7 protein-coding genes and 1 pseudogene are annotated in these 9,834 nt (G+C 37.1%); all 8 read left to right on the top strand.

Going from position 1 to position 9,834, the window contains the following annotated elements; translation table 11 throughout:
• Nucleotides 1-891, top strand: an 891-nt coding sequence (locus RTL21_RS09300; RefSeq protein WP_312095557.1) for a lactate utilization protein B, incomplete at its 5' end; no start/stop codon positions are given.
• Nucleotides 891-1,607 (top strand): LutC/YkgG family protein, encoded by a 717-nt coding sequence (locus RTL21_RS09295; protein WP_312095555.1) that lies wholly within the window; start codon nucleotides 891-893, stop codon nucleotides 1,605-1,607. The genes RTL21_RS09300 and RTL21_RS09295, both read left to right, overlap by 1 nt.
• Nucleotides 1,608-2,022: 415 nt before the next feature.
• Nucleotides 2,023-3,057, top strand: coding sequence for an N-acetyl-gamma-glutamyl-phosphate reductase (gene argC, locus RTL21_RS09290; RefSeq protein WP_312095553.1), 1,035 nt, complete (start codon nucleotides 2,023-2,025; stop codon nucleotides 3,055-3,057).
• 12 nt (nucleotides 3,058-3,069) lie between these two features.
• Nucleotides 3,070-4,314, top strand: a complete 1,245-nt coding sequence (gene argJ / locus RTL21_RS09285) for a bifunctional ornithine acetyltransferase/N-acetylglutamate synthase (RefSeq protein WP_312095551.1) — start codon at nucleotides 3,070-3,072, stop codon at nucleotides 4,312-4,314.
• Nucleotides 4,315-4,325: 11 nt separating this feature from the next.
• The gene (argB, locus tag RTL21_RS09280) at nucleotides 4,326-5,099 is read left to right on the top strand and encodes an acetylglutamate kinase (RefSeq protein ID WP_312095549.1); all 774 of its coding nucleotides are present in this window, start codon (nucleotides 4,326-4,328) and stop codon (nucleotides 5,097-5,099) included.
• A gap of 102 nt (nucleotides 5,100-5,201) precedes the next feature.
• Nucleotides 5,202-6,251, top strand: a pseudogene (locus RTL21_RS09275) (acetylornithine transaminase); the annotation flags it as partial.
• Nucleotides 6,252-6,330: 79 nt separating this feature from the next.
• Complete coding sequence (locus RTL21_RS09270; protein WP_312095547.1) at nucleotides 6,331-7,413, top strand: carbamoyl phosphate synthase small subunit; 1,083 nt, start codon at nucleotides 6,331-6,333, stop codon at nucleotides 7,411-7,413.
• Nucleotides 7,406-9,834 (top strand): carbamoyl-phosphate synthase (glutamine-hydrolyzing) large subunit (locus tag RTL21_RS09265; RefSeq protein WP_312095545.1); only part of this gene is annotated, 2,429 nt, incomplete at its 3' end. The genes RTL21_RS09270 and RTL21_RS09265, both read left to right, overlap by 8 nt.

Here is a 9,834-nt window from a genome sequence, read left to right as displayed (position 1 = left end):
GAAAAGCCAGAAGAATTAGCATGGCATGCAAGGCAAGTACTTCGAAATGAGTACCTAACAGCAGATATGGGGATTACAGGCTGTAATTTTGCTGTGGCAGAGACAGGCTCGATTACGCTCGTAACGAATGAAGGTAATGCTGATTTGGTTGCAGCTCTGCCAAAAATACAAGTTGTTGTAATGGGAATGGAACGCATTGTTCCAACTTTTTCGGAAATGGAAGTATTGGTTGGAATGCTAACAAGAAGTGCAGTTGGTCAAAAACTAACCAGTTATGTAACGACGTTAACGGGACCAAGAGAAGATGGCGATGTGGACGGACCAGAGGACTTTCATTTAGTTATTGTGGATAATGGGCGCTCAGATATTCTTGGCGGAGAATTTCAATCTGTATTGCAATGTATCCGTTGTGCAGCATGTGTAAATGTTTGTCCTGTATACAGACAGGTTGGTGGGCATTCCTACGGATCGATTTACTCTGGACCAATTGGGGCCGTTCTTTCTCCATTGTTAGGCGGTTATGATGAGTATAAGGAGCTCCCGTATGCATCTACTCTTTGTGCAGCATGTACAGATGCTTGTCCAGTTAAAATACCACTTCATGAACTATTGCATAAGCATAGACAAGTAATTGTGGAAAAGGAAGGGAAAGCTCCAATTTCTGAGAAAATGATATTTAAAGCCTTTGGTATCGGCGCATCTTCTCCAAAGCTATATAATATTGGATCTAAAATTGCTCCTGCCGTGACGAAACCATTAGCTAAAGGAGATAAAATTACGAAAGGCGTTGGAATGCTAAAGGAATGGACAGATATTCGTGATCTTCCTGCCCCAAATAAAGAGAGATTTCGTGATTGGTTCAAGAATAGAGAGAAAGGAGAGGAGAAATAATGACAGGAACTATCCAGAATAGGGAGGCTTTTCTTGAAACAATTGCTTCTAGATTAGGCAGAGAAAGAAAAACAAAGCTAGAAAAACCAAAATGGGCTTATCATCCACAAGAAGAAGTACTTAAAGAGGCATCAAAGGATGAGCTTGTTGAGGTTTTAAAGTCGCAATGTACGCTTATTCATACAGATTTAGTTATTACTTCTCAAAAGGAACTTACCAATACACTGCATCATTTAATCAAAGATTATGGTGGCGGGAATATAGTTACTTGGAAGGATACTCGTTATCAACACTATGGACTCGAAGAGCTATTTAAGGTAGTGCTGCCCCATGAAGATATCGAGGTATTTGAGTGGGATGCTTCATTAGGGAAAGAGAATATTGCAAAGGCAGAACAGGCGAATATTGGCATTACCATAAGTGAAATTACGTTAGCAGAATCAGGTACTGTTGTTGTCTATAGCGGAAAGGATCGGGGGAGAACGGTCAGCTTTTTACCTATAAATAGTATTGTAATCGTTCCAAAAAGTTCTATTGTTCCACGGATGACGCAAGCTGCAAAAATCTTACGAGAAAAAATACAAAATGGAGAAGTAATGCCGTCTTGCATCAACTATATTACTGGACCGAGTAACTCTGCTGATATCGAAATGGATTTAGTAGTCGGTGTCCATGGTCCAGTGAAAGCTGCCTATATAATAGTGGAAGATTTATAAATAAGCTTTTTGTGAAAATTTCTGACACCACTAGATAAATACCTCATATGATGTTGATGTTGAATGATAAAATCCTCTATCTTAATGGCTTGTGTGAAATTTTCCATGAAGATAGAGGATTTTAGGTTTTCTTGTGAAAGAATGATACAGCAATAAAGGATATATTGTCCAAAGTAAAGGGTATATGAACGAAAATAAATATAGATAATCCAAACTCCTTCTAACGATTGTCATCTGAAAATCCTCTTTATTCCAATCCTCTACCTAGTAATTTGTCTGAAAAGTAAGAAAACTATTACTTTTATGAAAAGTATTGCTTTTATGTGCAGTAATTTTTATAATAAGAGAATCTTAGATTAATAAATATAAATTTAAATGAGTAAATATACATTTGTTTCAACGAAAGGAGGAAGTTATGAAAGCAGCTATTATTGGTACAACTGGTTATGGTGGTGCGGAATTAATTAGAATTTTGCATAGTCATCCATTCTTTACAATCAAGTCTGTACATACAACAAGAGATGAAGTCCCAGTATGGAATGAATATCCCCACCTTTTTAATATTATTGAAAATAAACTAGAGCAAATTAACGCAGAAAAAATAGCAAAAGAATGCGATATCGTCTTTTTTGCTACTCCAACAGGTGTATCTGGAAAGCTTGTTCAAGAATTTGCAGATAAAGATATACAGATGGTCGATTTATCAGGAGATCTTCGCTTAAGAAATACAGATGATTATCAAAAATGGTATAAGAAAGAGCCTGTGTCAGTAGAGCTTGTCCATAGCTTTGTATATGGTCTTTCAGAATGGAATAAGGAAAATATAGCTTCTAGCAAGAGAATTTCTAATCCCGGATGCTACCCAACTGCAACACTATTAGGATTAGCCCCAATAGTGAAAGAAAATTTTATTTTGCCAGATAGTATTATTGTCGATGCAAAATCTGGGATTTCTGGAGCGGGAAGGAGTCCATCTAGGACTAATATGTACGCTGAGATGAGTGAAAATTTTAAAATTTATAAAGTGAATGAACATCAGCATATTCCAGAAATAGAGCAACAGCTAACGGATTGGAATTCCGACATGAAGCCTATTACTTTCTCTACCCATCTTTTGCCGACAAGCAGGGGACTTATGGCAACGATGTACGCTACATTAAAGAATAGAATGACAACAGAAAAAATACATGATTTATACATGGAAGTGTATAAGAATAGTCCATTTGTACGTGTGCGGCCACTTTACACGCAACCTTCCATAAAAGAAGTTGCAGGTTCTAATTATTGCGATATTGGAATAAATGTGGATGAACGTACAGGAAGGATAACGGTTGTTTCCGTAATTGATAATTTAATGAAAGGTGCTGCGGGTCAGGCCATTCAAAATGCAAATATCATGAATGGCTATGAAGAAAGTACTGGTTTACAGTTTCTTCCGCTTTACCCATAAGGAGGAGCCTACATGCAGGTTATTAATAATATTCATAATCAATTATCTCATATAGAAGAAGTAAAGGGAGGAAGTGTGGTTACTCCATTAGGCTTTAAGGCTGCAGGAGTACATGCAGGACTTCGCTATAATAAAAAAGATATTGGTGCAATTGTAAGCGAAGTTCCAGCAAATTGTGCAGCAGTATATACAACAAGTCACTTCCAAGCAGCTCCATTGAAAGTAACGCAAGATTCTATCCAAAAGGAAAAATGCATTCAAGCTGTTGTCGTAAATAGTGCCTGTGCGAATGCATGTACAGGAGAACAAGGTTTAAAGGATGCCTATCAAATGAGAAAGATAATGGCAAATTATCTTCAAATGAAGGAAGAGTATGTAGCTGTTTCTTCTACTGGTGTCATTGGTGAATTTCTGCAAATGGATAAAATTGAAAAAGGCATTCATCAATTTATTTTTGATGATAAACCACAAAGTGCTGAAGCCTTTCAGGAGGCAATTCTTACGACAGATACAGTAATGAAGAAATGCTGCTATTCAGCTAGTATAGCTGGGGTAACGGTAACGATGGGAGGAACAGCAAAGGGATCTGGAATGATTCATCCAAATATGGCGACAATGCTTGGATTTATTACGACAGATGTAAATATTTCATCTGAAGTTCTTCAGAGCTCATTAAGTAAAGTAATTCCTATTAGCTTTAATCAAATTACAGTGGATGGGGACACTTCAACAAATGATACGGTATTAGTTATGGCAAATGGGATGGCGGAAAATGAAGAACTTACAGAGGACCATCCTGATTACCCGATCTTTTTGGAGCTGCTTTCTGTGACATGTGAGAGTCTTGCAAAGCAGATTGCCAAAGATGGAGAAGGGGCAACAAAGCTAATAGAGGTAAAGGTTTCAGGCAGTAAAGATGACGAGGAAGCACGGGTTATTGCCAAGCAAATTGTTGGTTCTAATTTAGTGAAAACAGCGATTTATGGATCGGATGCAAACTGGGGAAGAATTATCACTGCTATCGGTCAAACCAATACAGCAGTTAATCCTGCATGTGTAGATATCGCAATTGGAAATATTATCATGCTAAAGGAAAGCGAACCACAGCCTTTTTCCGAACAAACGGCAATCGATTATTTAGGTCAGGATTTTATTCAAATATTTGTAGATTTGCATAATGGTGACGGCAAAGGAAAAGCATGGGGCTGCGATTTATCTTATGATTATGTCAAGATAAATGCGAGCTACAGAACCTGAGGTGACAATCGATGAAAACCATTGTTATCAAATGTGGTGGAAGTGTAATCGACCAACTAACAACAGAATTTTTTACTAGTTTAAAAAAGCTAAAAGATAATGGCTACCAGTTAGTCTTTGTTCATGGAGGCGGTCCAGATATTAATGAAATGCTTGATCATTTTCACGTGAAGGCAACCTTTCATAATGGGCTTCGCAAAACAACAAAAGAAGCGTTGGAAATTGTCGAAATGGTCCTGTCTGGAAAAACAAACCGTAAATTAGTTCAGTTGTTAAGGGAAAACGGTTTAAATGGTATTGGGCTTAATGGGACAGATGATAATTGCATAAATGCTACTATTATTGATGAGGAAAAGCTCGGCTTAGTAGGAACTGTTTCGAAAGTGAATATAAGGTTGATTTCCTCTTTATTAGAAGAGAACTTGATTCCAGTTATAATACCCATAGGAATTACAGAGGACGGAAGGAAACTAAATATAAATGCCGATTATGTAGCATCAGCCGTTGCCAAGTATTTAAATGCGGAGCAATGTCTTTTTGTAACAGATGTTTCAGGGATTTTAATAGATGGTGAGCTTCAACTGGTAATGGCGCAGGAGGAAATTAATCATTTTATCCAAAATGGCCAGATTACAGGTGGAATGATCCCAAAGGTAACATCTGCTTTAGCTGCACTAGAAAGTGGTTTAAATAGCGTAATGATCGTATCAGGAAAAAAACAATTTTTTGATGGGCGAGACATAATTGGGACTAGAATCGTTGTGAAAGAAGGGATTGTAGAATGAGTCATTTATTTCCAACTTATTCAAAATGGGAAATAGAGGGAATCAGCAAAAGGAAGCTACTTATATAGTAAAGATGGGGGCGTTTATCTAGATTTTACTTCTGGGATAGGTGTATGTAATTTAGGCCATTGTCACCCAGAAGTTAAACAGTCAGTTGAACAACAATTAAATAAGTTTTGGCATGTTTCAAATCTCTTTCCTATAGAACTGCAGGAAAAGGCAGCAGAAATGTTGGCGCATACGTCTGGGTTAGATCTTGTTTTCTTTGCAAATAGTGGTGCAGAAGCAAATGAAGCAGCTATTAAGCTAGCCAGAAAGGCAACGGGAAAATCAAAAATCCTTACATTCCAGCAATCCTTTCATGGTAGAACATTTGCAACAATGTCAGCGACAGGTCAGGATAAAATCAAGCAGGGCTTTGGTCCGATGTTAGCAAAATTTGAATATGTTCCATTTAATGATTTACCTGCATTAGAACAACAGTTAACAGAGGATGTAGCGGCAGTGATGCTTGAGGTAGTTCAGGGAGAAGGCGGAATTTTTGTAGCTTCGAAAGAGTTTATACAAGGAGTAGAAGCACTATGCAAAGAAAAGGGTGTTTTGCTAATAATCGATGAAATTCAAACAGGAATTGGCAGAACAGGCAAAGCTTTTGCTTTTCAGCATTTTGGAATTAAACCCGATATCATCAGTGTTGCCAAAGGGATGGCAAATGGTATACCAACAGGTGCTATTGTTGCAGATGGAAAGCTAAAGGAATTTTTCGGACCAGGTAGCCATGGAACAACTTTTGGCGGCAATCCATTAGCAATGGCTGCTGCAACGAAAACAATGGAAATCATTTTTCAGCAATCCTTTTTAGAAGAAGTTCAAAAGAAAAGTGAATGGATTTTTGCTCTTTTAAAAGAAAAGTTTGCAGGAAATCAAATCGTAAAGGATATTCGTGGATTAGGATTGATGATTGGAATTGAATTGGATATGCCAGTAGCTTCAATTTTAGGAGAATTACGAAAAGAAGGATTAATCGTTTTAAATGCTGGAGAAAAGGTTATACGACTATTACCAAGTCTTAATACTCCAATAGAAGATTTTGAAAAGGCAATTGCTATTTTAGAGAAAAGTTTAAATATTCGTGCAAAAATTACAATCTAATATGTATTTTTTTGCATGATGATGTATAATTATAAGAAATAAAGAGTAACTATACATTCATTATCGAGGTGTAAACACAATGGAAGGTTATCTTCACTTAAGCAATGGTGTGAAATATAAAGGCGATTTTGTTACAAATGGAAATAGCAAAGAGGTAAAGGGAGAAATTGTTTTTTTTACTGGAATGACAGGTTATCAGGAAGTATTAACGGATCCTTCTTATAAGGACCAAATCATCGTCTTTACGTACCCATTGATCGGAAACTATGGAATCAATAAGGAAGATTTTGAGAGCAAGCAGCCACATGTAGCTGGTGTTATTGTGTATGAATCGAATAGGGATGCTTATCATTATCAGGCTGAATATTCATTACAGGACTATTTGAACAAATGGGATATCCCGATGCTAGAACATGTGGATACTCGATCCATTGTAAAAAATATTAGACAATCGGGTTCCATGCCAGCAGTGATGACCGAAGAAAAAGAGATTACTACTAATACCTTTACTTTAAAGGAAGATGTGAAAGTAGCAAAAGTTTCGGAGATGGGCTTCAAAACGTATGGACAGGGCGAGTATCATATTGTTCTTGTTGATTTCGGAAAAAAGGAAAGTATGTTAACCGCATTATTAGAACGTGACTGTAAAGTGACAGTTGTTCCGTATAATACAGAATTTACTAGTATTAAAGATTTGCAGCCTGATGGAATTCTTCTATCAAATGGACCTGGGGATCCAAAGGAATTAATGGGGATTTTGCCAACTATTAAAGCGTTGATTAAGCATTATCCAACACTTGGTATTTGTTTAGGGCATCAGCTTTCAGCATTAGCTCTAGGAGCAGAAACGACAAAACTATCGTTTGGACATAGAGGAGCCAATCATCCAGTGATGGATCGCAAGAAAAAGAGGGTGATTATGTCCTCGCAAAATCATAGTTACGTAGTGAAAGAGGAAAGTCTTTCTGCTACAGGCTGTGAAGCAAGATTTTATAATCTTCACGATGGATCGGTAGAGGGGCTGTCTCATAGTATTTATCCATTACAAACTGTACAGTTCCATCCAGAAGCAAATCCGGGACCTTCTGAAGGTTGTTATATATTTGATGAATTTATAGAAAATGTTAAAGCAAACAATGGGAGAGTTTTTGCATATGCCTAAAGACACGACGATAAAAACCATACTTGTAATAGGATCAGGGCCAATTGTAATTGGTCAGGCAGCAGAATTTGATTATGCTGGCACACAAGCATGCATGGCTTTGAAGGAAGAAGGATATAAAGTCATTCTTGTTAATAATAATCCAGCTACGATCATGACAGATGAAACATTTGCGGACTCGATTTATTTTGAACCATTAACAGTAGATGTGTTAGAAATGATTATTCAAAAAGAAAAACCTGATGGAATTCTTGCTACATTAGGAGGCCAAACAGGATTAAATCTAGCGTTTCAACTTAGTGAGCAAGGCATCTTAGAAAAGTATCAAGTGAGATTATTGGGAAGCTCGATCGAATCGATTAAAAAGGGAGAAGATAGAGAAGCTTTTAGAGAATTAATGTATCAATTAAATGAGCCAGTACCAGAAAGCAAAATCGTTCATAAAGTAGAAGAAGCTGTAGACTTTGCAAACGAAATTGGTTTCCCTATCATTGTACGCCCTGCATATACGTTAGGCGGAACTGGTGGTGGGATTGCTGGAAGCATGGAAGAATTCATTAGTCTTGTAGCTGGGGGCTTGAAGGAAAGTGCAATTGGTCAATGCTTAGTGGAAAGAAGTATTGCTGGCTTTAAGGAAGTAGAATATGAGGTAATGCGTGATAGCATGAATACATGTATTACCATTTGCAATATGGAAAACATCGATCCAGTTGGAATCCACACTGGAGACAGCATTGTTATTGCTCCATCGCAGACGTTGACAGATGTAGAATATCAAATGCTGCGTTCTGCTTCTATTAAAATCATTTCTGCTTTAGGAATAATTGGCGGATGCAATATCCAATTTGCATTAGATCCGAACAGTAAGAAATATTATTTAATTGAAGTAAATCCAAGAGTAAGCAGATCTTCTGCCCTTGCATCTAAAGCGACAGGCTATCCGATCGCGAGAATGGCTGCGAAATTGGCCGTTGGGTATACGTTAAATGAATTGATTAACCCAGTTACAGGTGATACATTTGCGAGTTTTGAACCTGCATTAGATTATGTAGTAGTGAAGATTCCGAAATGGCCATTTGATAAGTTTCCAGCTGTTTCAAGAAAACTTGGCACACAAATGAAAGCAACTGGAGAAGTAATGGGGATTGATCGGAATATGGAGCGAGCGTTATTAAAAGCAATTCGTTCCCTTGAAATAAAAGGGAATGATTTAACACTTCCTGGATTATCCGCTATGACAGTTGAAGCATTATATGTGAAAATGCTTGAACAAACGGATGAAAGATTCTTTGTTATTCTCGAACTCATTAGAAAGTCAGAGTCCCTTGCTAAAATCCATGATTTAACCAAAGTCGACTTATTCTTCCTGCATATTTTTAAAAGACTAATAGATATGGAAAAAGATATAATCGATTCTTCGCTCCAATCAGTAACAAAAGAAGAATTATTGAAGTGGAAAGAAAAAGGATTTAGTGATGCCTTCTTAGGTAGTACGTGGAATTGCCTGGAAAAAGAGGTTCGAGCAAAGCGCAAGCAATTAGAAGTGCTTCCAATTTATAAAATGGTAGATACATGTGCTGCTGAGTTTGAAGCAAAAACAAATTATTATTATTCCAGCTTCAATGGAGAAAATGAGCAAAAGAAAAGTGATCAGCGAAAAGTGCTTGTTATCGGTAGTGGTCCAATTAGAATTGGGCAGGGAATAGAGTTTGATTATTGTTCCGTTCATGGAGTATTTGCTTTAAAGGAAGAGGGAATCGAAACGATTATTATTAATAATAATCCTGAAACCGTTAGTACTGATTTTGCCACTGCAGATCGCCTATATTTTGAACCATTAGTAGTGGAAGATATTATGAATGTTATTGAATCAGAAGGCATAAAGGATGTTATTGTCCAATTAGGCGGTCAAACGGCAATTAATGTTGCCAAAGAGCTAGAAGCATATGGCGTTCATATTCTTGGAACAAATAGTAGTACAATTGATGTTTTAGAAGATAGAGATTTATTTTATAAGCTGTTAGAGGAAGAAGATATCCCTCATATTCAGGGAGATATAGCGGAAAGTGAAGATCAGATCGTTGAATCAGTTAAGAAAATAGGATTCCCTGTTCTGATACGACCATCCTACGTAATTGGTGGTAAAGGGATGGAACGTATAAATGATGAAGAAACCTTACGCTTATATTTACAAACAGATGTGCCATATCCTGTTCTTGTTGATCAATTTATGGAGGCTTATGAAGCAGAATTGGACTTAGCAGCTGATGGAATCGATATATGTGTTCCAACTATTATGGAGCATATCGAGAAAACAGGTGTACACTCAGGGGATAGTTTATCGTTATTACCTGCTAGAAATTTATCGTCAAACGTAAAAGAGAAAATGATTACCTATGCTAATAAAATTGTCAGACATAC

This window comes from Niallia sp. (genome assembly GCF_031978665.1).
Taxonomy (GTDB): domain Bacteria; phylum Bacillota; class Bacilli; order Bacillales; family Cytobacillaceae; genus Niallia.
Note: the sequence above shows the minus strand (reverse complement) of the source record. Positions and strands in the feature narration are given on the sequence as shown.

What these genes read in the sequence shown, in the direction of transcription:
- RTL21_RS09295 (WP_312095555.1), top strand. Translation starts at nt 891, where the DNA reads ATGACAGGAACTATCCAGAATAGGGAGGCTTTTCTTGAAACAATTGCT.
- argC (WP_312095553.1), top strand. Translation starts at nt 2,023, where the DNA reads ATGAAAGCAGCTATTATTGGTACAACTGGTTATGGTGGTGCGGAATTA.
- argJ (WP_312095551.1), top strand. Translation starts at nt 3,070, where the DNA reads ATGCAGGTTATTAATAATATTCATAATCAATTATCTCATATAGAAGAA.
- argB (WP_312095549.1), top strand. Translation starts at nt 4,326, where the DNA reads ATGAAAACCATTGTTATCAAATGTGGTGGAAGTGTAATCGACCAACTA.
- RTL21_RS09270 (WP_312095547.1), top strand. Translation starts at nt 6,331, where the DNA reads ATGGAAGGTTATCTTCACTTAAGCAATGGTGTGAAATATAAAGGCGAT.